The sequence below is a fragment of the Veillonella sp. CHU740 genome, assembly GCF_003992055.1.
Classification (GTDB): Bacteria; Bacillota; Negativicutes; order Veillonellales; family Veillonellaceae; genus F0422.
Window position 1 is genome coordinate 68,563 of sequence record NZ_RQVD01000001.1, and the last position, 26,895, is coordinate 95,457.

26 protein-coding genes are annotated in these 26,895 nt (G+C 40.1%); 3 read left to right on the forward strand and 23 right to left on the reverse strand.

Going from position 1 to position 26,895, the window contains the following annotated elements:
• Positions 1-13: 13 nt before the first annotated feature.
• From rpsF to EO115_RS00445, 19 genes are all read right to left on the reverse strand, one after another.
• On the reverse strand, positions 14-298 hold the full coding sequence (gene rpsF, locus EO115_RS00355; RefSeq protein ID WP_126937013.1) for a 30S ribosomal protein S6: 285 nt from the start codon (positions 296-298) through the stop codon (positions 14-16).
• Positions 299-536: 238 nt separating this feature from the next.
• Entirely contained in the window at positions 537-2,363 is a 1,827-nt protein-coding gene (locus tag EO115_RS00360) for a carbon starvation protein A (RefSeq protein ID WP_126937014.1), read from the reverse strand.
• Between the two features lie 257 nt (positions 2,364-2,620).
• A complete protein-coding gene (gene dusB / locus EO115_RS00365) occupies positions 2,621-3,631 on the reverse strand; it encodes a tRNA dihydrouridine synthase DusB (protein ID WP_126937015.1) in 1,011 nt (336 codons plus the stop codon).
• Positions 3,615-4,382, reverse strand: coding sequence for a type III pantothenate kinase (locus EO115_RS00370; RefSeq protein WP_126937016.1), 768 nt, complete (start codon positions 4,380-4,382; stop codon positions 3,615-3,617). The genes dusB and EO115_RS00370 overlap by 17 nt, the downstream gene beginning before the upstream one ends.
• 1 nt (position 4,383) lies before the next feature.
• Positions 4,384-5,367: a biotin--[acetyl-CoA-carboxylase] ligase gene (locus EO115_RS00375; protein ID WP_126937017.1), complete on the reverse strand. Its 984-nt coding sequence runs from the start codon at positions 5,365-5,367 to the stop codon at positions 4,384-4,386.
• 186 nt (positions 5,368-5,553) lie between these two features.
• A complete protein-coding gene (ftsH, locus tag EO115_RS00380) occupies positions 5,554-7,464 on the reverse strand; it encodes an ATP-dependent zinc metalloprotease FtsH (RefSeq protein WP_126937018.1) in 1,911 nt (636 codons plus the stop codon).
• 77 nt (positions 7,465-7,541) lie between these two features.
• On the reverse strand, positions 7,542-8,078 hold the full coding sequence (hpt, locus tag EO115_RS00385; RefSeq protein WP_126937019.1) for a hypoxanthine phosphoribosyltransferase: 537 nt from the start codon (positions 8,076-8,078) through the stop codon (positions 7,542-7,544).
• Between the two features lie 16 nt (positions 8,079-8,094).
• Positions 8,095-9,396: a tRNA lysidine(34) synthetase TilS gene (gene tilS, locus EO115_RS00390; RefSeq protein ID WP_126937020.1), complete on the reverse strand. Its 1,302-nt coding sequence runs from the start codon at positions 9,394-9,396 to the stop codon at positions 8,095-8,097.
• On the reverse strand, positions 9,383-10,297 hold the full coding sequence (locus tag EO115_RS00395) for a phosphatase (protein WP_371413230.1): 915 nt from the start codon (positions 10,295-10,297) through the stop codon (positions 9,383-9,385). The genes tilS and EO115_RS00395 overlap by 14 nt, the downstream gene beginning before the upstream one ends.
• A 75-nt stretch (positions 10,298-10,372) precedes the next feature.
• On the reverse strand, positions 10,373-10,672 hold the full coding sequence (locus EO115_RS00400) for a septum formation initiator family protein (RefSeq protein WP_126937021.1): 300 nt from the start codon (positions 10,670-10,672) through the stop codon (positions 10,373-10,375).
• A 134-nt stretch (positions 10,673-10,806) separates the two neighbouring features.
• Positions 10,807-12,213 carry a pyruvate carboxylase subunit B gene (locus tag EO115_RS00405; RefSeq protein WP_126937022.1) on the reverse strand — a complete coding sequence of 469 codons (1,407 nt, stop codon included), beginning with the start codon at positions 12,211-12,213 and terminating at the stop codon, positions 10,807-10,809.
• 254 nt (positions 12,214-12,467) lie between these two features.
• The gene (locus EO115_RS00410) at positions 12,468-12,788 is read right to left on the reverse strand and encodes a hypothetical protein (protein WP_126937023.1); all 321 of its coding nucleotides are present in this window, start codon (positions 12,786-12,788) and stop codon (positions 12,468-12,470) included.
• A gap of 104 nt (positions 12,789-12,892) precedes the next feature.
• On the reverse strand, positions 12,893-13,798 hold the full coding sequence (locus tag EO115_RS00415) for a hypothetical protein (protein ID WP_126937024.1): 906 nt from the start codon (positions 13,796-13,798) through the stop codon (positions 12,893-12,895).
• An 8-nt stretch (positions 13,799-13,806) separates the two neighbouring features.
• Positions 13,807-14,751 carry a phosphodiester glycosidase family protein gene (locus EO115_RS00420; RefSeq protein ID WP_126937025.1) on the reverse strand — a complete coding sequence of 315 codons (945 nt, stop codon included), beginning with the start codon at positions 14,749-14,751 and terminating at the stop codon, positions 13,807-13,809.
• Positions 14,752-14,848: 97 nt separating this feature from the next.
• On the reverse strand, positions 14,849-15,328 hold the full coding sequence (gene folK, locus EO115_RS00425) for a 2-amino-4-hydroxy-6-hydroxymethyldihydropteridine diphosphokinase (protein WP_126937026.1): 480 nt from the start codon (positions 15,326-15,328) through the stop codon (positions 14,849-14,851).
• A complete protein-coding gene (gene folB / locus EO115_RS00430) occupies positions 15,328-15,690 on the reverse strand; it encodes a dihydroneopterin aldolase (RefSeq protein ID WP_126937027.1) in 363 nt (120 codons plus the stop codon). Before folB ends, folK begins: the two co-directional genes overlap by 1 nt.
• Entirely contained in the window at positions 15,690-16,523 is an 834-nt protein-coding gene (gene folP / locus EO115_RS00435; protein ID WP_126937028.1) for a dihydropteroate synthase, read from the reverse strand. Before folP ends, folB begins: the two co-directional genes overlap by 1 nt.
• Positions 16,516-17,082, reverse strand: a complete 567-nt coding sequence (gene folE / locus EO115_RS00440; protein ID WP_126937029.1) for a GTP cyclohydrolase I — start codon at positions 17,080-17,082, stop codon at positions 16,516-16,518. The genes folP and folE overlap by 8 nt, the downstream gene beginning before the upstream one ends.
• Before the next feature lie 9 nt (positions 17,083-17,091).
• Positions 17,092-18,648: an ABC-F family ATP-binding cassette domain-containing protein gene (locus tag EO115_RS00445; protein WP_126937030.1), complete on the reverse strand. Its 1,557-nt coding sequence runs from the start codon at positions 18,646-18,648 to the stop codon at positions 17,092-17,094.
• Positions 18,649-18,857: 209 nt separating this feature from the next.
• Here EO115_RS00445 and EO115_RS00450 point away from each other — a divergent pair, with 209 nt between their 5' ends.
• A complete protein-coding gene (locus tag EO115_RS00450; RefSeq protein ID WP_126937031.1) occupies positions 18,858-19,700 on the forward strand; it encodes a pyridoxamine kinase in 843 nt (280 codons plus the stop codon).
• Positions 19,701-19,709: 9 nt separating this feature from the next.
• Positions 19,710-20,309, forward strand: coding sequence for an ECF transporter S component (locus tag EO115_RS00455; protein WP_126937032.1), 600 nt, complete (start codon positions 19,710-19,712; stop codon positions 20,307-20,309).
• A gap of 149 nt (positions 20,310-20,458) precedes the next feature.
• On the opposite strand, the gene EO115_RS08535 is transcribed toward EO115_RS00455, so the two are convergent.
• From EO115_RS08535 to EO115_RS00460, 3 genes are all read right to left on the reverse strand, one after another.
• Positions 20,459-20,539, reverse strand: coding sequence for a putative holin-like toxin (locus EO115_RS08535; RefSeq protein WP_371413233.1), 81 nt, complete (start codon positions 20,537-20,539; stop codon positions 20,459-20,461).
• A gap of 163 nt (positions 20,540-20,702) precedes the next feature.
• Positions 20,703-20,840, reverse strand: a complete 138-nt coding sequence (locus EO115_RS08345) for a hypothetical protein (protein WP_164724009.1) — start codon at positions 20,838-20,840, stop codon at positions 20,703-20,705.
• A gap of 48 nt (positions 20,841-20,888) precedes the next feature.
• Entirely contained in the window at positions 20,889-21,272 is a 384-nt protein-coding gene (locus tag EO115_RS00460) for a thioesterase family protein (protein ID WP_126937033.1), read from the reverse strand.
• 197 nt (positions 21,273-21,469) lie between these two features.
• Between EO115_RS00460 and relB the strand changes: the two genes are divergently transcribed.
• Entirely contained in the window at positions 21,470-21,691 is a 222-nt protein-coding gene (gene relB, locus EO115_RS00465) for a type II toxin-antitoxin system RelB family antitoxin (protein WP_126937034.1), read from the forward strand.
• Between the two features lie 132 nt (positions 21,692-21,823).
• Here relB and EO115_RS00470 read toward each other — a convergent pair whose 3' ends face one another.
• On the reverse strand, positions 21,824-26,740 hold the full coding sequence (locus tag EO115_RS00470) for a YadA-like family protein (protein WP_126937035.1): 4,917 nt from the start codon (positions 26,738-26,740) through the stop codon (positions 21,824-21,826).
• Between the last annotated feature and the right edge of the window lie 155 nt (positions 26,741-26,895).

Sequence of the window (26,895 nt, forward strand, 5' to 3'; positions counted from 1 at the left end):
CCTCCTTAGGCTATTATTTTTCGTGTTTTACAATCAGGTGTCTAAGAACGTTATCGTCGATTTTAAGAACGCGGTCGATCTCTTTGATTTCGCCAGGAGCGGACTCAAAGTTAATCAATACGTATACGCCATCAGTATGTTTATTAACTGCATACGCTAAACGGCGTTTACCCCAAACGTCAACTTTCTCAACTGTACCGCCAACACGAGCAATTAAAGCCTCAATTTTGTCAAAAGTAGCTTTGTTTGTCTCTTCATCAGCTGGTTTCACAATCACCATGACTTCGTATTTGTTCATACAAAATCACCTCCTCTTTCGGACTAACGCCCCTATCTCACATAGGGGTAGGAAGATGCTTACCATCAATAAGCCTTATTATTGTACACCATAACGCATTGAAATGCAAGAAAAACATGAAAATAGACACAGTTAAAGCTTCTAACCATGTCTATTTCCAGAGTTTACTATCCCCTTTACAAATGAGTATAGGTTTGTAAGGTATATAGTAATTGAGCTTTATTTGTTTTTGACTTATTTAGCTTTCCTTAGCTAATTTTGCATAACTTTCCGCTTCTACCTCTTTTTGCGTCCTATAATCCTGAGGTATATCTGCTAAGCGAATCCAACTACGAATGGCTTCCACTAGGACAATCAAAATCATAATGAACATCACTACGGAGAAAGCTACTAATGTCCATTTACCTTCTGGAACATAATTGAAGAACACATTTTCATAGTCTGCTGCTACGGCTACGATAGCCATTAACAAACAAGGTACTCCCGTCACCCAAGCATACCGTTTTCTACCCAATCGCATAATGATGGTTGTACATACTGCCAATGTCATAGTGCCTAACAACTGATTGGATACACCAAATAGAGGCCAAATAGTACCGATATTACCTTGTAATACTAAATATCCCCACAATATACAAATCAATGCAGCACAACCATACACACCTGGTTTCCAATGTTGGTCATTAAATTTAGGCCAATATAACCCTAGTAATTCTTGTAATAAGTAACGGCCTACACGTGTACCTGCATCTATTAATGTCATGATGAATAAGGCTTCAAACATAATACAGAAATGATACCAATATCCTAACAAATGATCCATGTTAGGTAAACGCGAGAAGATATGGGCCATACCTACTGCTAAAGATACTGCCCCTCCAGGACGATGCATCAAATCCTCCCCTACTAAGGCTGATAAGGCGGGTAATTCATGAACTTGAAGGCCTAAAGCTTTAAACGATTCTACTGTTGAGTTGATCGCAAAGTAATCATCTGGATGAAGTGCAGTAGCTGCAATAATTGCCATCATAGAAATGAAAGATTCTGTTAACATACCACCATACCCGATAGGCAATACTTCTCTTTCATTTGTTAACATTTTAGGTGTTGTACCTGTTGCTATCACTGTATGGAAACCAGATAGAGCACCACAGGCTATGGTAATGAAAATATATGGGAATACAGAACCTTTTAATACGGGGCCCCCTCCCCAAATATAATCAGTGACTGCTGGCATTTGGATTTCTGGCATAACAATGATAATCCCTAATGCTAAAGCTCCAATAGTACCAATTTTTAAATACGTAGATAAATAATCCCGTGGAGCTAATAACAACCAAACAGGTAAGGCTGCTGCAAAAAATCCATATACAGCTAGCATAATTTCAATAGTTTTTAAATCATAAATAAACCAAGCACCATATTCACTAGCCGCTACATTAGGTCCATAAATGATAGCTGCGAAAATAAGAGCAACCCCTATGATTGTAGCTTCTTGAATTTTCCCAGGACGCAACCATTGTAAATAAATACCAATGAAAATAGCAATAGGAATTGTTGCGAATACGGAGAAAAATGCCCAAGCAGAACCATGAAGTGCATTGGCAACTACAACAGCCATACCAGCTAATGTTATAATCAACAAAAACAAGGTAGACAACATGGCACCAAGTCCAGCAATTTTGCTAATCTCTTCCCGTACGATATCCGCAATGGACTTACCATCATATCGAATAGAAGCAAATAAAATGACCATATCATGGACTGCCCCTGCAAGTACAGAGCCAATTAAAATCCATAAAGTCCCTGGCAAGTACCCAAATTGTGCAGCAATGACTGGACCGACTAAAGGACCCGCCCCTGCAATAGCTGCAAAATGATGACCAAATGTAACCCATTTATTCGTAGGTACATAATCATGTCCATCATTATGACTCATCGCCGGCGTCAACCGATATTGGTCTAAAGTCAATACTTTCGCCGCTATAAATGCCCCATAAAATCTGTATGCCAACATTAGGATACAAACGGAGGCAATCACTAAATAAATACCATTCATGACCATACATACACCCCCTAAATGTCTGATGTATCACATCCTATCAATACCTAGTAATAGAGATGATATCATCTTATGATCTATGCAAAAAAGTAAATTGGTATTTCTGGTTTCATTATAGTTACGACTACATGTATTGTCAATTTTATCATTTTTGTGAGAATTGCTAGATATTCTCAATATTATGTTTTTTAGGGAGTTATATCACTATTGGCTATAATAGGCATTCCTCTCAATTATCCGCTTGCGTATTATTCTACCTTCTATAGTATATAGCCTGTACGTTCTTCTAAAAAATTGCGATACGATTCTACTACTTTAATAAAAGAATCTCGGCCCATAGCGACATTTAGGTCATTTCTCCATCGTGCCGCCTCCGGCATTCCTTTAATATAAAAACTGGCATGTGTTCGAATCTCACGCGTTGCCAATTCTATTCCTTTGTACTGGCATAACAAATTGTAATGACGTAATAGCATATCAATTCGTTCAGGACCTGTTGGGTTAAGACTATATGTACCTGTTTCCAAGTACTCCTTAATTTGCTTAAATAACCAAGGATTCCCTTGTGCCGCCCGTCCTACTAGCACTGCATCACAGCCTGTATACTCTAGCATAGCTTTCGCACTTTCAGGAGACTGTACATCTCCATTTCCAATAACAGGAATGGACAAAACTGTTTTCACTTGTTTAATATAATCCCAGTTGGCCTTACCGCTATACATTTGTTCCCGAGTACGACCATGCACAGCCACGGCGGCTACGCCCACAGATTCCATACGCTGTGCCATATCGACTACGTTGATGGAACTATCATCCCAGCCCAATCGCAATTTAACTGTTACTGGAATTTGTACTGCTTGTACAGCCGCCTCAGCCACTTTCATTGCTAGTTCAGGAGTTTTCATCAATGCTGAACCATCTCCGGATGAGACAACCTTTTTTACGGGGCATCCCATATTGATATCTACAATAGGTGCGCCTGCCGCTTCTACTACTTTAGCACCAATCGCAATCGCCTCTGGATCGGAGCCAAAAATTTGCATCGATACAGGTTGTTCTATCTCTTCCATATAGAGCAAGTCTTTTGTATGCTCGTTATTATATTTAATCCCCATGGCACTAACCATCTCCGTACATACGAAAGAGGCTCCCATTTCTTTTGCTAATAAGCGATAGGACACATCGCTAAATCCAGCCATCGGCGCTAAGCCAACTCGACCGGGAATAGTGACATGCCCTATGTGCCAGGATTCATTATTGATTTCTTTCATAAATAAGTCGTAATCCTTCTAATGTCATCATTGGATCAATGTGGTCGATCACATCTGTTTCCGCACTAATTAATGGGGCTAGACCACCAGTGGCCACTACTTGCGTACCTTCTGGCATCTCACGCTTCATGCGTGCTACAATCCCCTCTACTTGCCCTACATATCCAAATAAAACACCTGCCTGCATAGCGCCCACGGTGTTTCGACCAATCACAGGTCCTGGATTTTTAATTTCTATACGTGGTAATTTAGCGGTACGACCAAATAAGGCTTCCGCAGAAATACCGATACCTGGAGAAATCGCCCCTCCTAGGTAAATACCACCATCTAACACGGCAGAGTAGGTTGTGGCTGTACCAAAGTCAATAATAATTAAATTTCCACCATACTTTTCATAAGCTGCTACGGCATCCACAATTAAGTCAGCCCCTAATTCACGAGGATTTTCATATTTAATAGAAATACCCGTTTTAATACCAGGGCCTACAAATAATGGCTTCTTATGAAAATACCGTAAACATACACGTTCTAAGGTAGGGTTCAATGGAGGCACCACAGAAGATATGATAACTGCTTCCACATCTTCTTTATTAACTTTGGGATCATGTAGGAATAAGTTACTCAACAACATACCATATTCATCTGTGGTTCTACCTCGATCAGTAGAAATGCGCCAATGAGCTAAAATGTCTGTACCCTTATACACGCCTAATACGATATTCGTATTTCCTACGTCCACAACTAATAACATTTTAATATCCTCCTCCAGTAGAGCGTATTGATACATCTCCTGCAATAACTCTTTCTTCACGCCCATCTTCCAATTGGATAATGAGGTTTCCATCTCTATCTAGGTCTTTCGCATAACCAATAAGTTCTTTATCTGGCGCCTTTACTAGTACATCTTTATGTAAGGTAACACTATATTCTTTCCACTCCTCTAAGGTGGAGTCAAATCCTTCTCGACATACTTGTTCGTATTGATCCTCCAAGGCTTTTAGAATCACCCCGAATGCTTCCTTACGATCTACGTCAACACCAGCAATGGCAAATGACATAATTTTATCTTTTAAATCATCACTTACTTCTTCAATCGTTGTATGTGTATTGATACCAATGCCCATGACGATATGGCTAATTTCTTCCATAGTGCCATTCATTTCTGTAAGAATCCCCACTAATTTACGGCTTCCTACCAATATATCATTAGGCCATTTGATACCCGCCTCTGAAAGCCCCAATTCACGGAATGCTTTCACCAAGGCTACCCCTGCCATAAGGGTACATTTTGATGCTTCCATAGGTAAAAAGTTAGGTCGTAAAATAATGCTAAACCAAAGACCTTTTCCATACGGTGAATACCAGCCTCTTGCCAGACGACCACGGCCAGATGATTGCTCTTCTGCGCACACCACAGTGCCCTCAGGTGCTCCGTCCATAGCCAATGCTTTGGCAATCGTATTGGTAGATTCTAAACGCTCTTCGTATACATAGTATCGACCAAACGTTTTTGTCTGCAAAACGCCTTCCATTTCTTCAGGACTAATCAAATCAGGTTCTTGTATTAACCGATATCCTTTTTTCGTAAATGATTCAATCACATATCCCCGTTTACGAAGCACTTCAATATGTTTCCATATAGCTGTACGAGATACATGGCATGCCTCAGACATAGCTTGTCCAGACACAAATTGGTCACGATTATCTTTTAAAAAGTCTAGTATTTCATCTCTCACGGCTTGTCGCCTCCTTACCTACATCAAGGTTTACAATACGATTGTACAGAGGTCACCAACAAATTGCAAGCCTTTTCTAAGATTTTCACTATTCTCTTCGTATATCTTAGATGAATATATTTCATGTATGACAAAAAGCACCCTTCCACAGGAAAGGTGCTTTCGTATGATTAGCGATAGTATCGCTTATGATTCTTTTGATGTATCGATTTTTTCAGGCATCACAATACCAGCTGCTTCAAGAGGCGTTTTTTTACTATTCTCTTCTGCTTCTCGTTTTGCTTGCTCTTCTTCTGGACTCAATAAAGATCCATAGCGATACAAGTTTTCTACTTGTTTAGCGTCAATTGTTTCTTCTTCTAACAAGGCTTTCGCCATAGCATGCAAGAAGTCAATATTCTCTGTCAACAAGTTCATGACATCCCCATAGGCTTCTGCTACGATACGATGCATTTCTGTATCGATTTTTTCGGCTACTGCTTCGCCATAATTGCGTTCAGAGCCTAAGCTTTTACCTAAGAAGACTTGCTCTTGATGTTCGCCAAATACCAATGGACCTAATTCATCACTCATACCAAGACGAGTAATCATTTCACGAGCAATATTCGTCACCATTTGTAGGTCACCAGAAGCACCGCTACTGATTTCTTTCAATACGACAGCCTCTGCACAACGCCCACCCAAGGCCACGCGAATTTGCGCTAATAATTGGGAACGAGTCATATAGTTTTTCTCTTCTTGTGGAAGCATCATCGTATAACCACCAGCGCTACCACGAGGAATAATCGTCACTTTATGAACTGGGTCAGCCTGTGGCCACAAGTGCGCTACGATAGCATGACCAGATTCATGGTACGCTGTCAATTCACGTTCTTTATCGCTCACAATATGGCTACGACGTTCTGGACCATAGCTTACTTTTTCACTTGCTTCTTCTAAATCGTGCATAGAAATAGACTTGCGATTTTGACGAGCTGCTAATAGTGCCGCTTCATTCAATAAGTTGCTCAAATCAGCCCCAGTGAAACCAGGTACTTTTTTCGCAATCGTTTTTAAATCCACATCAGAATCTAGCGGTTTGTTACGAGCATGTACTTTCAGAATTGCCTCGCGACCACGTAAGTCTGGACGACCTACTGTCACTTGACGATCGAAACGACCTGGACGCAACAATGCTGGGTCTAAAATATCTGGACGGTTAGTAGCTGCAATGGTAATAATCCCTTCATTGGCACCAAAACCATCCATTTCTACCAACAATTGGTTCAATGTTTGTTCCCGTTCATCATGACCGCCACCAAGACCGGCACCACGTTGACGACCTACTGCATCAATTTCATCAATGAAAATGATACATGGTGCATTTTTCTTCGCTTGGCTGAACAAATCACGCACACGAGAAGCACCGACACCAACGAACATCTCTACGAAATCAGAACCACTGATCGTAAAGAATGGTACACCCGCTTCACCAGCTACCGCACGAGCTAACAAAGTTTTACCTGTCCCTGGAGGTCCAAATAATAAAACACCTTTTGGAATTTTCGCTCCAATGGCATTGAATTTACTTGGATTACGCAAGAATTCAACAACTTCCTCTAGCTCTTGTTTTGCTTCATCTGCACCAGCCACATCTTTAAATGTGACATTCACTTTGCCTTCTCCTTGCATTTTTGCACGAGATTTGCCAAAGTTCATCACACGACCAGATCCACCTTGTGTAGACTGCATCATAAAGAACCAGAAACCAATAATTAAGACAATCGGTAAGGCAGAACTCAACAAGCTAATCCACCATGCTGGTTGCTCTGGTGGTTGCGCTGTTACATCCACACCACCTTCAGTCAATTTATTATAGATACTTTCATCGCTTGGTGCGTAGGTTGTAAATTCTGTACCAGTCTTCAACTTACCTGTAATGGAATGATCCCCTGTAATTGTGACACTCTCTACATTTTTTCGTTGTACCTCTTGTAGGAACGATGTATATGTGATTTCCGATTTGCTTTTAGAGCCTTCAGAAAACGAGTTAATAGCCGCCACAGCTGCTACAATAATCAACAGATACAGGAGTACATTTTTTAAGCCTCGCTTCAAATTTTTCTCCTTTCCTAACAATATAAACTATATTGATACTTATTAATCATATCAAATTTTGTCGAATATATCAACGATTATTGATATACCTCTTCTTTTAAAATCCCAATATATGGCAAGTGACGATATTTTTCATCAAAATCCAAGCCATAACCGATTACGAACTCATCTGGAATCACAAAACCTTCATAATCTACATGAACATCAACTTTGCGACGATCCGGTTTATTCAACAAAGAACATAGACGGACACTAGCTGCCTTACGAGATTGTAAGTTTTCCAATAAATAGGACAGTGTGGTACCAGTGTCCACAATGTCTTCTACTACAATCACATGTTTGCCTTCAACAGGGCGATCCAAATCCTTTAAAATACGAACTACGCCGCTGCTCACGGTACTACTACCATAGCTAGAGCAGGAGATAAAATCCATCTTCACATCCCCTTGTATTTGGCGTGCTAAATCAGTAAAAAACACGATAGCTCCCTTTAACACACCTACTAGGACCACTTCTTTACCTGCATAATCTTCTGTAATTTGACGGCCTAATTCGGCCACTCGTTTTTGAATTTGTTCTTCTGTCAGTAAGATTTCTTTTACTTCTTGTATCATAGTAACTCCCTTTCAATCAGGTCTCTTTATTTTCTATGTCACCACATAGAACAACCTTAATTGTATCATATGACGTAAAAACTTGCACCTGACGCCAATGAAATTCTTTTCCTTTTGGCCCTTTCACCAGTGAAAGTAGTGCATCTACTACCTTTTGCCCCAGTTGTTCTCCACGTACATAAGGACTTAGTAGACGTTTCCACAATCGACTTACCAAAGCATCATGCTCGCCTAACAAGCCTCTCTTATCTAATACAATACTATTTCCTTCTCGTTGCACGTATTGCTTTTCTAGGCGCTCTACTTCACCTTGCAAATAGGACATATCTTGTTGTACTAATCGACTCATTCTGTTCAGTGCATCGACAGCACCTGGATATCGCTCCTCACATGTAGGCACAAGGATTTGACGAATCCAATTTCTATCATATGTAGTATCTTGATTCGATGCATCTGCCCCATGAAAGCAATGTAACCATTGCGCATACTGTATTAACATTTCCTTAGGCACAGACAGACAAGGTCTCCATATATCATCCGCAACAGCTTGCATCCCCTGCAACCCTTCTAATCCAGCTCCTCTAAGCATATGAGCTAATACAGTCTCTGCTTGATCATCCTTATGATGGGCTGTCACTATATACTCATAGCCTTCTTCATCTGCAATACGTCGCAAATGCTGATATCGCAATTCTCGCCCCATCATTTCAAAGGATACCTTGTGGTGTGCTGCCTTCTCTTCTACCGCCTCTTGTACAGAATAGCAAGGCATGCCGAATTGCAACGCATACCATTCCACGAGAGATACTTCCTCTACCGCTTCAGGACGAAGTCCATGATCCATCGTAAAGACCCCTACTTGCGTAAACCCTTCTAGATACAAAAAGTGCAGCAATGCAATGGAATCTACACCTCCAGAGCATGCTAGCAATATAGGAGTTTCTTTCATAATTTCCTCTTTCATGGAGGCTGTCACACTCGCTCGCAGCGCCTGTACTATCTTCCAAGATTCCCCATACAGAGTTTTTTCTTGGCTTCGTGACATAGGCTGGATACCACTAGCCATTCGTTTCCGATATGTATGATACTGATTGATACAAGTCTCTCCATAAAATCGGTTCAACACGGCACGACTGTGATCCACTTGCTCCGCCAATTCTTCCATCGTCAGTAAAGGCACCACCATCTTCACATGTTTCCGTGTTTCATTCGCTTTTTCTACTTCTATCACCGTTTGAAAGTCGCCTTGACTTTCATAGGCATCTAGCAAGCTATCTACTAAGGGTGCCCAAGAATAATAGGAATTATCTTCCACCATATTGTGATTGCCACCCTTCTAATCCATCCGATTCACTGATTACAATAGAGCCAATTTGATACGTATCCATCAGTGATGTAATAATCTCAGCTCCTGGCACAATGATATCTACACGCCCCGGTTGTAATCCTGGCACCTGTAATCGTTCTTCACGACTCATATACCGAAGTTGTAAAATCATAGCTTCAATAGTCCCCCGATCTAATCGGTGACCTTGTATCTGTGCTGGGTCATAGGTTTCCATCTTCAAATCTATAGCAGCTAATGTTGTAGCCGTACCACCTATGGCAATAAACTCCCCAAATTGACCTTCAATAGGTAAAGGTTCCCACATGGGAGCCGTTTCTTCCCACACCCTTTGTGGCCCTTCTAATGACAAACTTTGCATGCGAACAGCTCCTGCTGGATAAGACTTTGCTCCATAGACTTGCCCATCATTGCCTACAGCAATCTCTGTACTGCCACCGCCTACATCAATGGTCGCATAATGAAAGTCTGGCGCTTCATACACCGTTGCCCCTCTAAATCCAAAGGTAGCCTCTTCTTCACCGGACAAAATTCGATATTCCATAGGACATACTTGTTGGGCCCGCTCTAAAAAGTCCTTACCATTTCCAGCTTCACGAATTGCACTCGTAGCAAGACCTATCCGTACAGTAGCGCCATATTCATCCATGACTCTATGTATTTCTTGTAATGCCTCTAATCCTCTAGCTATCGCTTCCTCTGTCAGCTGCCCTCTATCATCACGTTGTCCTAAGCGTGTAGTCCACAACTGCTTCGGCTGATTCTTCCATGTCCCTCTGTGATACTCACCTAACAAAAGGCGAAACGAATTTGACCCTAAATCCACAATTCCTATCTTAGTTCCTGTTTCTATAGTAACTGACGTTTCCATCATCACTCACATCCTATCTATTCTATACACTGCTCTATATATGACACAAAAAAAGTGATACAAATGTATCACTTTCCCTTATCGTACATAAGGAACTTCCCCTGGTTTTACAAGGCCTAACTCTTCTCGAGCTACACTTTCAATATGTTTATTATCCTCTAAGAGTTTTTTTTGCTCCGATAAGGTTTCATTCTCTTTTTTAAGATCTTCTAATTGCTGCTCTAGCTGTTGCTTTTCTTGATGTAGGCTATACAATGTATACCCTTGTTGTATCAAAGCAATTAGGAAAAATACGGCAAGAACTAGACGCACTATTCCCCACATTCGTTTTGAGGACTTTTTGACACGTCTTTTGGGAGTTCTTTTTAGGTCAGACATAGTCACCTCTCCTATCATCTAGTAAGTCTTATATTTGTATTATAGCACATCTATTTCTATTCGTGTGGAAAATATAGGCATAACAAAAGCGACCTCCGAAGAGGTCGCCTTTTGTATGTGAATGAAAGGATTAATTATTCACCTTTGTAGTTCAATACTTTTTGAGTTACAGGTGTTGCATGTTTTTCGAAGTATTGAAGTGCCACTTCTGGGAACATAGCGTATGTTAATACGTCTTCTTCAGTTACGCCAGTGAAGCCTTTAGCTTCTAAGTCAGCACGCATTTTTTCCATTTCTGGAGCTACATCATCAGCTGGACGATGAGTGATAGGAGTTTCATCTCCAATGATCAATTCTTTGATTTCTGGTTTTACAGCTGCTGGAAGAGCACCGTATTTACCACGAACTAAGTCTTTTACTTCAGCTGGAGTAGTCATATAACGAGGGTTTCCTTGAGATTGGAACAATACGTTCATCATAGCCATTGTACCAACGATTTGGGATGTTGGAGTTACCAATGGAGGGAAGCCAAGATCTTCACGAACGCGTGGCATTTCATCCATTACGTCGAAGAATTTATCAGCCATACCCATTTCTTTCAATTGGTTTTGAGTGTTGGACAACATACCGCCAGGGATTTGGTAATGACGAACTTCTGGCAATACTTCATGAGCTGGAGTTAAGCCGAATTCATCAGCGATTTCTTTACGAACGCCACGGAAGTATGTAGCTAATTCACGCATTTTAGCAAGGTCTAAACCAGTGTCATATGGAGTGCCTTTGAAGATTTCTACGATAGATTCAGTTGCTGGTTGGCTAGTTGCATGACCGAATGGGCTCAATGCAGTGTCGATGATATCAACACCAGCTTCTACTGCTTTTAAGTAAGTAGCAGATGCTAAACCGCAAGTGAAATGGCTGTGTAAATCGATATCGAATTTGTCGCCGAATTCTTTGCGTAAGTCTTTTACTAAGGATTCTGCATCATATGGAGCTAACAAGCCAGACATATCTTTGATACAAAGGGAATCGATACCCATTTCTTTTAATTCACGAGCTACTTTTACGAAACTTTCATTTGTGTGAACTGGGCTGATTGTGTAAACCATTGTACCTTGTACATGAACACCAGCTTTGTTACCAGCTTCGATAGCTGCACGCATGTTGCGAGGATCATTCAATGCGTCAAAAATACGGATACGGTCCATGCCGTTTTCTTTTGCTTTGCGAACGAAAGCTTCTACAACATCATCTGCATAATGTTTGTAACCCAATAAGTTTTGGCCACGAAGCAACATTTGTAGAGGTGTATTTTTTAAGTTTGCTTTTAAAGTACGAAGACGTTCCCAAGGGTTTTCGTCCAAGAAACGAATACAGCTATCAAATGTAGCACCACCCCAGCACTCTAATGCATCATAACCAATTTCATCTAATTGTTGTAATGCTGGAAGCATGTGTTTCATGCGCATACGTGTAGCCAAAATAGATTGATGACCATCACGAAGAACTGTTTCAACTAATCTTACTCTTTTTGCACTCATAATCCTTCTCCTTCACATTGACCCTTTCCTATCAAGACGTTTCCTCTCGATGGAAGGGGAATTATTAAATACATGAGTCTAAGTTATCTCATGTAAATGTACATAACTATATTAGACTACTAAACGTGATATTTGTCAACCAAATTACATGCTTTTTAGTCATATGAATTTTATCGATATGCTTCCATGTTTTTCCACTATTTTAGGGGGATTTTAAGTATTTTTTAACGATATCAATTGTCAACAGCGACGACTTATTTAAGCTTTTTTGGAGACGTCTCTAAGACAATATCCTTCCCATTTCTTTTGACTTGGATAGAAAAGTCTTTCACATCTTCTTTGTAGTAATCCATCTTAATAGCTAGTAAGAGCTTGCCAATTTCTGTTTTTATCCGCTCTGTTAAAAATTCTTGATAAAAATCATCATCCGTTTTTGTAGGGTTAGGCTTGTTATTCGCTTTGCGCACTGTAGTGGCATCATCTTTCAATATAGCCGTTTCAAATGTTTCTTGTTCCTGAAACCCTTTCATCATATCTGCATCGCTTAAGCCTTTTTGAATTTTAAATTTTGCCATTGTATGACTTCCTTTTCATATATTATGTAAAATTTTGTTTTTATTATGACTAATTGTTATAGCTTTTCCTAAAAACAGTGAATTTTCTCATTGCAGAAATCCATCTATTGTTTTTTCTTATCCCCAGATTGGCTATCATTTCCCGCTTCTTTATCCTTTAGAATAGACTCAACAGTAATGTCTGTTAATTCTTTTGGGTTATCGTAGGTATAAATTTTATTAAACCCTACACCTAACTTACCTTCATAGGCTTCTAATGCTCTATTTTTGTCATCCACTTTTACAATGTAGATCTGTTGGCCCTGTGTGACACCGATCAAGCGGAATTTACCCGGTGGGTTAATAGCTCGCCAACCGCCTTCTGTGCCGTTGAACATAAACACATCACCTGTACGAGCATTATCATAGAAGAAGCGATCTTCATTATAAAACATGCCAATACGACCGATATCAGAGGCTTGCATATATACACGGCGAGTATCATAGTTAGCATCCGTCCGGTATACACGGTACGCCCCATCACCGACACGAACTTTCATATACACCACATTGGTCGCTGCAGAGTAAGCCACATCGGTAATGCGAGATCCCGCTGGCACCGAATTAATAGTCGTATCAATTTCATGGTCTGGCGCCTCTGGATCAATACGAGCCAGTACAATATCATTATGATGACCGCCATATAATCCTACAATGGCTAAATTACGGTCTGACATCCATTCAAAATACGACACTTCACGTTCTTTTAAATCTAACGTCACAGGTGCTTCTTTACCCGCTGTATAAATGTCAACTTTATTTTGCTCTACTACCGCCATATATTTATGGTCATGAGAATAATAGCGAGTCCCTTCTTTTACGTCAGGGAAATTCTTATCTACTTCTTCTCCATTTGTCACCTGAAAGTGCGTGGTGGGCGCCAAATATACTTGGTCTAAGTATACATAGATACCACCTTGTAAAACTAAGCCTAACAAAAAGGCTGTTGTTACTTTTCCAAACGTATTCATAGACTCTCCTATTTTACGATAAATACAGTAGGAATCATCCGTTCACCTAATAAATCTGCTGGTTTATTCACAGTTTTTCCATTGTAATACAATGTGGTACTGGAACCACCATCTAAGTTAGCCGCAATCACAGCGCCCTCTTGGTACAAAATATCCTGCACATCACGCAATGTGGCCCCTGCAGAATAAGCTTGACGTCCATCGATGACTAAAAATAATACGGTACCATCTTTCTTTTGCGCAATAGCAGTACGAGGTCCAATACCCCAACCACCATCTCCATCAGTGATCATCTTTTTGCCGTTCACAATCAATGGAGGCCCAAATGTAAGGCCTTCTTTGGCTCCCATTTCTTTTAATTCCCGCTTATTATACGTTCCTGCAATCAAGTTACCGGACTTCGTAAAACCGATAAAATCAACTTCTTCATCAGGTCCTACATCTTTACCGATCACGTATTCTCCATCATGCAAAATAAAACCATAGGGAGATCGACCTGTACCAGTACCATTCGGATCATGGAAACCACCGCCATTAATGGCTGCCACAGCACCATTCAAGCGAGCAATGTTACTAGTGGTTTCTCCTTTTTCATTTAACTGGGGAGCCGTAGCTACTTGAATACGTCTAGGGTCTGGAATTTCTAATAAAAATCCTGTGTATCGGGTAGACTCAATTTTACGTAGATTCAAGGAATTGTCATCTTTCACATCAAAGCTAAACAACTCCTGACTTTCACCAGTCCCTACGGTACCTACGATATTTTGTATTTCCTCTGGACTAAACAACCACGTAATATATTGTGGGTGACGAGATCGCAATATGGCTCCTACCACTGTGCGCTTAATATTATCAAAGGGCCCAAAGAGAACCACTACTGGCGATGTAACCACTGTAAATATAAACATGAGAAGGATGAACTTTACCCATCCTCTTCTAAAAAAAGAACCCATCTATTCTGCTCCTTATCTATGTATGCATTTCCTATGGTCAGGAAATGTTAGTTATACAACGTTTAAAAGCTATCCCTACTAAGGATAGTACTTCTAGTTAGGACTCTACACTTCGTAATTCCTCTAATCGTACACGAATCGGAACCCCCTGATACGAGAAGTCTGGATATACCTCTTGCAAAGGTTCTAACACAAACAGGCGTTCCCAAAAATACGGATGAGGTACTACTAACCTATGTTCATTCACTCGAACCATATGCCCCTGCCCATCTTCTATCCAAACGATATCTAAATCTAATGTTCTTGGTCCCCAATGAATCTCTCTCTGTCTTCCTGCTAATCGCTCGATATGCAATATAGTATCTAGCATATCTACTGGTTCAATACTAGAGACTACTTTCACAATACCATTTAAAAATGGACCTTGTTCCACTGGTCCCCAAGGCGGTGTTTCTATCCAGCTAGAATGAGCCACACTGTGAACCCCTTCTGTACATGTCAGTTCTGAAGTAGCAAATGTCAAATAGCTTTCACGATCACCTAGATTAGAACCAATGCCAATATAATAGGTATACATTATATGTGTCCTCGTGTAATGACAACTTCTACATGGTCAAAGAGACCAGGAATCGGTGCCTCGGGTTTACGCACTGTCACAGAGAGGCCTATGAGCCCTTCATAGTGTCCCCAAATGGCTTCCGCAATTAGCGTTCCTACTCGCTCAATCAAACGTTGGGTCTTACCTTCCACAATCTGTTTTGTACGCTCATAAATCTCAGCATAATTAATAGAATCTTCTAAGTTATCAGATTGGCCCGCTTTGGAAAGATCTAATGCCATGGAAATATCTACGAAGAAACGTTGTCCTAATTCGTTTTCACTGGCTAAATTACCATGGTAGCCATAAAACGCCATATTACGCAAATTAATTCTGTCCATCACTCACCTCGTAATAGCACATCTGCCACCGTGATAGCCCGTTTATGCATTTCTACATTGTGTACACGTACCATGTCAACACCTTGAATCATGCCCGTAATACAAGTCGCTACCGTTCCTTCATCCCGCTCTTGTGCTGGCAGATCATTTAAAATCGTACCGATAAAACGCTTGCGGCTAGGCGCTAATAACACAGGATATTCATAGACAGTAATCTCACCCAACCGTTGGATGACCTCCACATTTTGGGCATAATCTTTGCCAAAGCCAATACCTGGGTCAAGCCATATATTTTGTGGTTTTACGCCTTCTTTCAAGGCTAAGTCCACAGATGAGAAAAAGAATGCTTTCATATCGTCGATGATATCATCATAATTTGTGGTGTTTTGATTGTGCATAATAATCACTGGGACATCGTATTTTGCCGCTACTGCCGCCATATCTTTGTCATATTTTAAGCCCCAAATATCGTTTAAGATATGAGCCCCATGAGACAAGGCAAAATCAGCTGTTTCTGCACGATACGTATCTACAGAAACAGGTACTGTTGCTACCTCTAAGACGGGCAATAAAATGTCTTGCATGCGCTGAATTTCTTCTGCTACAGAAATTTGTGTATGCCCTGGACGTGTGGACTCTACCCCTACGTCAAGGATATCTGCCCCTTGCTGTATCATTTCTTTTGCATGAGCTATGGCTGTTTCAGAAGTGTTATAACGACCACCATCGGAAAAGGAATCAGGAGTACCATTCAAAATACCCATAATCAATGTGCGATCTTTTAGTTCTAACTGTTTACCATCTTGCCAATTGTACTTGCGGTACTTAAACATGATCGTTACCTCCTAATAACACCAAAGCTTCTTCCCGTACTGTTCCCACGGGTTCTAATATACCGGTGGCGACGATTGTTTTCGCTACCGTTTCTTGTGCAACTTCACCTTTCATAAGCATGCATAAATGTGTGGCTTCCACCATCACCATCGTTCCCAATGCATCTCCATCTTCTACTAAAGATGTAGCAATATCATGGGTCAATCGTTCCTGTAATTGCGGTCGCTTAGCAAATACATCTACTAAGGCTTTCAAACGGCCTAAACCAAACACTTTACCATCCCGTGGTTGATACACAATGTGCACCTTTCCATAGAACGGCATCAAATGATGTTCGCAAATCGAATAAAAGGGGATATGATTCACCGATACAAGACCTGTATGCTCCGTTGGATATACATCGCCTAAGGCCTCTTTTCCGGTTTTGTGACGTCCAGAAAACAAGCCTTCAAATAAGGTAGCTACGCGGTTAGGCGTATCTGTCATTCCTTGTGTATCAACATCGATATCAAGCCCCTCTAATAGCTGTCGCACCCCTGCTACGGCTTGTTCTTTCATAGTCATCTCCTAAATAATTTTTGTCGTCCAATCTTCGATGGTCCAAATATCGGTCACCCAAGATTCATAAAATTCTGGTTCATGGCAAACGAGGACAATCGTCCCTTTAAAAGCCTGCAATGCCCGCGCCAATTCTGCCTTCGCATCTACATCTAAATGGTTTGTCGGTTCGTCCAAGACAAGTACATTATAAGACTCTTGCATCAATTTACATAGACGAACTTTTGCATTTTCACCACCAGATAGTACACGCATTTGACTCGTAATATGCTCATTGGTGAGCCCACAACGAGCGAGTGCTGCACGCACCTCAGAATTGGTTAAGGATGGATAGGCATCCCAAATATAATCCAAGGCTGTTTTCGAATTATCTCGGCTATCTTCTTGGGCAAAGTAACCAATTTGTAAAAACTCTCCTTTTTCTATCTGTCCTGATAGGGCAGGAATCATGCCTAATAAAGTTTTTAATAAAGTCGTTTTCCCTAAACCATTCACACCTTGGATGGCGATTTTCTTACCTCGTTCGATGACCACTTCTACAGGTCGAGTTAACGGTTCATCATATCCCAATACAAGGTCCTTCGCATCCACGATGAAACGACTCGGGGTACGTCCTTCTTTAAACCCAAAGGATGGTTTTATCTTTTCTTGTGGTTTCTCTAAGATTTCCATTTTTTCTAAGCGCTTCGCTCTGGAGTTCGCCATACCACGGGTAGCCACACGAGCTTTGTTGCGTTGAATGAAGTCCTTCATATCTGCCACTTCTTGTTGTTGACGCTCGTAAGCGCGTAAAGCTTGTTGCTTTTTCACTTCGTAAGCTGCTAAGAATTGGTAATAATCACCAGTATATCTTGTGAGCTGCGCTTGCTCGATATGATAAATCACATTGACAACAGAGTTTAAGAACTCCACATCATGAGAGATTAAGATAAAGGCATTTTCATAGTTTTGCAAATAATTTTGCAACCATTTAATATGATCCACATCCAAATAGTTCGTCGGTTCATCTAACAACAAAATAGTAGGTTGCTCTAATAACAACTTTGTGAGCAATACCTTCGTCCGTTGACCGCCGCTCAAATCCATCACATCACGATCAAGACCAATATCCATCAGCCCTAAGCCTTGGGCAGTTCGCTCTATGGTAGCATCGATTTCATAGAAACCACGTTGCTCTAACATCTCTTGCCATTCGCCGGTAAGCTCCATGAGCTCATTCATTCTATCATCCGAACAATCACCCATCTCTAAATAGGCATCTTGCAATTGTTGTTCAATGCCATAGAGAGAATCAAATGCCCCTCGCAATACATCGCGAATGGTCATCCCTTTCTCTAGAACACTGTGCTGATCCAAATAACCAACCGTCACTTGGTTGGACCATTCCACTTTCCCTTCATCGGGCATCAAGTGTCCTGTAATAATATTTAAAAACGTTGACTTACCTTCACCGTTAGCGCCGATTAGCCCTACGTGTTCACCTTTCAATAACCGAAAGGATGCATCATCTAATATTTGTCTTGCCCCAAATCCATGGGTTACATTAGTTACTGTTAAAACACTCATAATCATTCTCCAAACTATCGTTATGTATCCTTTTATTATACGTTAACATGGAAATAATTTCTAGTTTTTAAGTTTCTGTCCTATCATTTTTATCTTTTCTGTGCATTTACGCATGACATAAAACAGGTTATACTGATTGTAATCCTAGTTATCAACTAGTCATTTTACATGTGCAATTTAATATTCTCTATCGAAAAGGAGACCTTACTATGAAACATGTACCAACTATTTTATCCATCCAAGATATGAGCTCTGTGGGCCGCTGTTCCTTAACCGTATTTATTCCTTTGGTGAGCGCTTTGCGGTGTCAACCGATTCCTTTACCAACAGCAGTACTTTGCAATCATTTAGAATATCCTAACTTTGAATTGGTGGACATTACTGACCACCTTGAAAGCTTTTATAACTGCTGGAATAAAAATGACATCACTTTCGATGCCATTCAAAGTGGATTCCTTGCATCACCAGAACAAATTCGCCTCGTAGAAGATGCCATCGAACGCTTCGGTAAAGATAAACTAGTCGTAGTAGACCCTGCGATGGCAGATGATGGCAAACTCTATTCTATCTATAACGACGAAATGGTGAAAGAAATGCGCAAGCTCATCACCAAAGCATACATGATTAAACCTAACTATACAGAAGCTTGCTTCCTCTTAGATATTCCTTATGATCCAACGCCTCAATCAGAAGAAGTGATCTATGATATGTGCCGTCGTTTGCATGCACAAGGACCTGAGTATGTGGTTCTATCTAGCTTACCATCCGAAGATTCTGCACTCATTGCCGTCTATCGTGGCAGCACAGACACCATCACTTGGGTATCCAATCCATTAGTACAGGTGAAAGCCCATGGCACAGGAGATACTTTCACAGCTATCTTAACAGCCCTCGTATTACGTGGCTACACACCGGAAGAAGCATCTCGCATTGCAGGCCAATTTACTACGGAAGCCGTGAAATTCACCCACGAAGAAATCGGTTCCTTGCGTGACGGTTTAGCCCTTGAACTACTATTAGATCGTTTAATTTCTATTCCAGATCCACAATAAGGAGATTTTATGAATACTTACAAAATCAAAAAAGAAGCTGCTCAAAGTAACAAACCTACAGCTCCTCAAAATATACAGTATCCAACACACAATACTCACTCAAAATCCACAACAAAAGATATTATCTATATCGGATTATTATCCGCCCTATGCATCGTATTTACGACCATAAAAGTTCCATTGCCAACCGGCGCTATGGTACACTTAGGAACCGCAGCACTATTCTCTATGGCATCTGTCTTCGGTGGATTCTATGCAGGGCTCGCTGGCGCCATCGGATCTGGCATCTTTGACCTCATCATGGGCCATTCCCAATACACAGTGTTCTCCATCGTAATCAAAGGATTAGCCGGCGTTATCGTGGGACTATTAACAGTGGGTTGGAGACCTACCATTCCTGCTCGTTCCGTATCTACCCCTCGTATCCTATTAGCCATGTTAGTCGGTGCCATCTGGACAGCAGCAGGTTACTTCGTGGCATGGTGGGTCGTACTCGACAGCTATATCGCTGCCGTAACAAGACTACCAGCATCCTTCCTAACTAGTGGCATCGGCATCTTAGTAGCCTTGCTATTAATCCCGATCTTGCGTCGTATCACTAGTAAATAATTTGGCATACCGTTGAAAGTATAGTATACTAGATATGATAGAAGAGAGCCAATAACGTGTCGAAGGCGTTAGGCTCATCTCAAGATACTAGAGAATTGAAATGGCCTAACGTGTTGAGGTGGCTAGACCTCATTCGTTAGGCTTTTCACTTACATGTTTAAGTAAGTTAAAAATACTATAACAAGCATAAGAAATTGTATCAATAAAGATAAACTTTCAAATGGTGTCATAGTATCACCTCCTTCTATTATAGGAAGAGATAAAGATTAAAATTTAATATGAATATCATTAGATGTAAAGAGCGCGATATATTCCAAATTGAACCCATAATAGGACAAATTCATGTAGGAATATATCGCGCTATTCTTATGTTATCATGAATCTATATTTGAATCAGCAATTTTCTAATTCTTTATATAATTCATAATTTTCTTCAATCAGTTCTTGTGAAAGTTCTTTAAGTCTCTTTTCTAATTCTTTATTATTTTCGGTGGTGACGATTTTAACATCCTTTACATCTTCTGTATTCATCACAACCTCCTAAGTAAAAATAATAATTCTTCTAAATTCATATATGAACTACAAAGTGGCAATTTTATTCATGAACTTCTCATTATTAATAATAAACCGCTCATGTATGCCACGACCGATAACTTTTTCACCTTCTTTAGCCACTACCTCAAAGGTTACTTTTCTACCGTCAACAGCTACCACCGTTGCCATTGCAGTTATCGTTGCGCCTAATGGGCTAGCTGCTTCATGACTTGTTTCCATGCGAATCCCCACGGATCCTTCGCCGTCTCCTAAATCACCTTGAAGCCCTGTATAGGCTGCTTTTTCCATCAATGCCACCATCGCAGGTGTGGCAAACACAGGTAAGGTACCACTACCCATGTACTCCGCTGTATTGTTAGCTTCCACTATCACCGTAGCCATACCAACTTGTCCAATCTCGATTGCCATAGAAATTCCTTTCTAATATAACATTAATACCAAGTATCATTTGATTACATTCTAGCACTTTTGGGGGAATTTTTCTATTTTATTTTTCCCATAAACAGTTTACACTAATGCTACATAAATTCAATCCTGTTGAATTTTATAGCCTTGACAATGCCCCGCTCTGTTTTACAATAACTATAAGAAAAGGAGTGATTTCTATGCCTACTATATCTGTACATTTCTCTGAAACTGAATACAAACTAGTTAGTCAGCATATCAAAAGTAAAGGAATGACTATCTCCCAATATATAAAAGCAATACTATTAGAGGAAATCGAAGATGAATACGATGTATCTATCGTCAATGAATATTTAGAAAAAAAAGTTTCTATGGAGCTTTTACCATTTGAAGATGCTACTAAGGAATGGAATATTAAGTAGTTATTCAAGTTAATTTACACAAAATAGCAAAGCAAAGTGGGTACCACGTCTTTCGACGTTGGTACCCACTTTTTGGTATGCATAGTTAACTTCTAACTATTGTTATTCAGTTTTAACTATTGTTATTTAGTTTTATGCCATACCCATACGTTGCATAAGCATTTTAATTTGTGCTTTCATTTCTGCATTTTCTGCATCTTTTCTAGCATTTTCTGCTTTCAACGCTGCAATTTCATCTTGCATTACATATACGGAGGAGATTGGACCACCTTTGTAACGTTCTGGAAGATCATCATGCTCTCCGCTACCGAAGCGGTATGTAGCGCCAAGATTTGCCATGCTCTTACCAGATCCCATTGTGAATCCAGCAGTTACCATTAAGTTTTCGTTCGCATAGTGTGCAAGACCTAATGCTAATGCTTGGTTACCAGAGTAAGAACCAATACCTGCCATGATTTGAGATTTTCTCAATGGATCGTAGCTCAATGGGTTCAACGCTGCTAATGCTGCAGAGTGTGCACCTACTTCGTCAACACGTTGGGAAGTTTTTTCTAACACTTGGCCTAATTGACCCGTAGTTTTAGCAATCTCTTCTTGAACTTGACCAACAGTAGCTACATCGTTAGGACCAGTACCAGGTTGCAAACCAGTGATCTTGCCATCTTTGATAGTGATAGTGGATTCTTTACCATTAGCATCTACACTCTTAACGGAGATACCATCATTATTGATAGTAGTTTTACTTGTGCCATTAGCTAGTTTTCCATCTTTATCTACTGGAGCACCAAATTCAGCAGTTTTAGCATTTACAGTTTTAGCTGTTACGCTGCCGTTTGTACCATCGATACCTACTTTATTTTCGCCTTCACCAGCTGTAATTTGCGCTTTAGTGCCATCAATAGCAACAGCATTAGCACCTGTGCCTGCTGTAATTGTACCTTTATCTCCATCTAAGGATACGGCTTTATCATCTTTACCTGCAGTTACTTTGTTCGCTTGTACGCCACCAGTTTCTGCATCAAGTTTAACAAATTTATCGCCGTTTGGATTACCTACAGTCACATTACCGTTTTTACCATCGATTTTAACTGCTTTATTGCCATCTGGATTACCAGCTACGATAGTTCCTTCGTGTCCATCAACTTCTACACCTGGATCATCAGAATGATCGGCATCAGTATCATTTGCATCATGTTTGCCAAATGTAATTTTTTCGCTCAATGTAGCATGGAATGTTTTAACACCATTTTCCATTGTAGAAGTAATAGTAATATTTTTATCGCCTTTAACATCCACAGCTTGGCCTGCTAATTCTTTGATTTTCGCTTCACCTTCAGCGTCAAGCCCTTTTAGCTTTTTCAAGTTTTCAAGTTCTTCGGTTGTCGCAGTATGAGCTTCATTTAAACGTTCATTGATAGTAGATAATGCATCACCTACATTATTTACAGTTTTATCAGTACCAGTTTTATCTTTTACTGTGTAAGAAGGTGCTTTGAAAGAACCATCTTCATTCACACCTGCACCACCACCAAGTGCTGTAGCAATTTCATCTTTCGCTTTGTGCAATTGGTTACCTGTAACAGCATCTTTGGAGTCAGCTTTAATTTTTCCATCTTTCAAGTTAGATAAGGTAGTAGGATTATTGGTGCCGTCTGGATTCATTACACTAGCTTGTAAGTTTTCTGCCTCCACAGGTTGCGCAGTACCAACTGGATCACCATGTTCATCAACCTCTGTAGGCAAGTAGTAGTTACCATTATTAGCTTTTGTTAAACGGTTACCTTTGTCATCTGTATACACCACAGAACCAGCTTCACCATTACGCAATGCATTCACTTTGTCAGTTAATGTTTTGCCATTCAAGCCATCTTTACCAGTTAGACCAGTGTCTTTTGCTGTACCATTCGCACCATCACGTCCATCAGCAGTTGTATCACCTAATTTTTCAACTTTAGCCAATTTTTCTTTTACTGCGTCAGACAAACCAACTGTGATTGTATCACCTTTAGCTGTTGTTTTGATTTCGTTTTCAGCGCCTTTTACTTTTAAAACGCCATCTTTTAAGTTAAGAGCTACTTTTTCTGTTGCTGCATCATTTGCATCTTTAGTCTCATCCCCTGCGAAGGACAATGCTGTATCGTTGCCTAATTCATCTTTTAGGTTATTTAATTTTTCTGCAACAGATGCATTTGTGGCAATATTGTCTTTAATATTTTTTTCAATTGCGCCGATTTTATCTTCTGCAGTTTTGATTTTGCCTTCTGCTGTATCTAATCTACCTTCTGCAGCTGTGATTTTGCCTTCTGCTGTATCTAATCTACCTTCTGCAGCTGTGATTTTACCTTCTGCTGTATCTAGTCTACCTTCTGCAGCTGTGATTTTTTCGCCTTGCGCAGTTACTTCAGCTTTTACTTCCTCTAATTTAGCTTTAGATGCTACATCTGTAATTTTAACAGCTTCATCAGCTTTTACTGTACCAGTACCATCTGCTTTATTTAATGTAACAGTACCATCAGCTGCTACTGCATAGTCACCTTTCACTACATGCAATTCAGCTGTTTTATCTACTTTATCAGTACCTAAATTTGCTACTGTAGTTGCATCAGCTTTTTTACCTAATTCTTCATCTACATAAGCTTTTTCTGCTTTTGCATCAACTTTAGTTGTTAAATCAGTAACATCTTTTTTCGTTGCTAAACCAGTGATTGTAAATTGTTTGTCCGCTTGTTTTTCATTGTTAGCATTTTCTTGCTCTATGGTTACTGTACCAGTTGCTTGATCTGCAGCATATTCTTTAGCAATTACATGCAATTCATCAGATTTATCTAATTTATTTTTTGTTGCTTCCGTAATTTTATTGCCTAATTCAGCTTTGGCCGCATTTAAAGCTTGTTCATTTTCTGCTTTTGCATCATTGATACGATCATTTAACTCATCTGCAGAAACCTTCTTTTCATTAGCTTTGATGAATTTATCAATCGTATCTTTATCAACTTTTCCAGCAAGAACCTCTTTTAATCCATTGACATCTTCTTTGCTAGCAAGTTTTGCTTTTTCTGTTTCAAAAGTAGCTTTGTCTAATTTTTTACCCAATTCGCCGTTTACACGATTTTTCTCAGCTTCAAATGTATCATTACCTACTTTTGTCGCTAAATCAGCTTTAACTGCATTGATGTCAGATTGTTTTGCAACACCAGCGATGATTACATCTTCACCTGCTTTTTCAGTGCCTGTAGCATCTACTTTTTTCAAAATAACGCGGCCATCTGCTTCGATATTATAGGTGCCTTTTTTAACATGTAATTCATCAGCTTTGTTAACTTTATCAGTTGTTAAATTAGCAATATCAGCTGCATTTGCTTTTTTAGCTAATTCTGCATTCACAGTAGCTGCGTCAGCTTTTTTACCCAATTCAGCTGTAACTGTTGCTGCATCTGCTTTTTTACCTAACTCACCATCCACATAGGATTTGTCCGCTTTACCTGCCACAGTTGTAGTTAATGTATCAACAGATGCTTTTGTAGCAAGGCCTGTGATTTTTACTGCTTCGTCATTTTTAACAGTACCTGCTCCATCTGCTTTATTTAATGTAACAGAACCATCTGCTGCTACAGCATAGGTACCTTTTACTACATGTAATTCAGCTGTTTTATCTAATTTACCATTTGTCAAATTAGCTACATCAGCAGCATTTGCTTTTTTACCTAACTCTTCATTTAATTTATCAGTGCTTACTTTATCAGCTAGGGCTTCTTTTACTTTACCAGCTGTTACTAATTTATTTGCATCACCAGCCGCATTAACATCAGATGCTAGATTAGGCGTTACGCTTACTTTGCCATCTGCTCCTGTTGTTACAGTCACTGCATCTGCATTGGAGCTTGTAATGGAGCTCACTTCGCTCTTGGATGCGATTGTTACGGCATTGCCATTTGCTGTTAATGTAATATTTTTACCAGCTACTAATTTTAATTTGTGCGCATCTTTATTTGTTTCGTCAGTGATAGGGGCTAAATCTGTAGTAGTCGCTCCATCTACCACTGTTACTGTGCTTACCGTTGCATTTCTTAACGCTTTCAATTGTAAAACGTTTACTGCATCGTATCCATCAGAACCACTAGCTACACCAGCGACACGACGAAGAACTCCACCAATACTATTTTTTTCACGTTTACTACCTACAGCAATGATACCATTTCCAGAGTTATTTACTGCATCATTTGTTAAGTAACCTGTTGTTGCTGTACCATCTGTTGCAGCTGTAGCGGATCCTTCACCTAATGCTACAGAGTGATCTAACTCCGCTTTGGTGCTTTTACCGATAGCGACAGCCGCAGAGCCGGATGCTTTTGCAGTGTTACCAAGGGCAATCGTACTATGTCCAGACGCAGACGTACCATTAGATCCGATACCGATACCACTTTGACCTGTAGCACTGGAGTTGTAACCAATAGCTACTTGTCCGCCTGTATCCACACCTTCTTCACCAGCAACCATATTGGAACCAATAGCTACTGCTTGGTTACCAAATACTCTTGTTAAGTAACCGATGGCAGTCGTACCATTTTGCTTAGAAGTGATACCAAAACCAAGACCTACTGATTTATAACCGTCTACGTTAACTTCACTACCAATTGCTGTAGAGCCATGTTGTCTAGCGACTACTGTAGAACCAATAGCAGTAGAAGCAGCACCTGTAGCTGTTACACTGGAACCCACCGCAACGGCACCAGTACTAGTTGCAGAAGTAGTTGCATCTGTACCAATAGTGATAGCACCATTTCCAGCTGCCGTAACATTTTTACCTACTGCAATGGCATTAGTATTAGTTGCCTTAGCTGTATTACCAAGCGCTACTGTAGCACCACCAGATACGGTACCTTCTTGAATCGCCGCATGAACAGTTGCTACTTGCGCACCCACTGTTAACGCTGCTAATACACTAGCTACAGCGATTTTCTTTTTACCTGTCGTATTTTTTGCCACTTCAGATACTACGATGTAGCATTGCTTGGATTTGCTCCAAATAACTTTAAATAACTTGTTCATTTGTGATTCTTCCTCCTGTTGTACTAATCACTAAAAAATAACTATACGTAATTACTTTTGTTATGTCAGCTAATACAAACTACCCTATCAGCTGATTTGTTCACATACTTAATGTTTTCATGTGTGTCACTTATATATAGGTTATAAGCCCATTA